Origin of the sequence: Pseudoalteromonas simplex (assembly GCF_015278155.1) — a bacterium.
Lineage (GTDB): Bacteria > Pseudomonadota > Gammaproteobacteria > Enterobacterales > Alteromonadaceae > Pseudoalteromonas > Pseudoalteromonas simplex.
Window position 1 is genome coordinate 1 of sequence record NZ_JADILN010000042.1, and the last position, 450, is coordinate 450.

Below are 450 nucleotides of genomic sequence, written 5' to 3' on the forward strand. Positions count from 1 at the left end.
GTCAGCAGAGTAGCAAGCTACTCTCTGTTACCGCTCGACTTGCATGTGTTAGGCCTGCCGCCAGCGTTCAATCTGAGCCATGATCAAACTCTTCAATTAAAAGTTTTTTGTTTGAAGTAAACTTCAAACCATGCTCAATGAATTCTGATTTTGATACCTTTCGATATCGAATTGACTATATAGTCACTCAGTTACATTTGAGACTCTAAATTTGTTTGCTCCACTTAGTAAACTAAGCTTCGCTGTTAGAACTCAATCTGTACGAGTGCCCACACAGATGATTGCTTTATATTGTTAAAGAGCGTTGCGACGTTGTCGCTAGGGATGCGTATAATACATCCTTAATTTTTCGAGTCAACACTTAATTTTAAACTTTCTTTTTAGACCGTTTTAAACCGAAGTTTTACTTAACTCTGTGTCACTTTGTTCAGCGCTTTTCATTGCTGCCCG

1 rRNA gene is annotated in these 450 nt (G+C 38.7%); it reads right to left on the bottom strand.

Going from position 1 to position 450, the window contains the following annotated elements:
- Positions 1-99: ribosomal RNA gene (locus tag IRQ78_RS20445) — 16S ribosomal RNA — on the bottom strand; the annotation flags it as partial.
- Between the last annotated feature and the right edge of the window lie 351 nt (positions 100-450).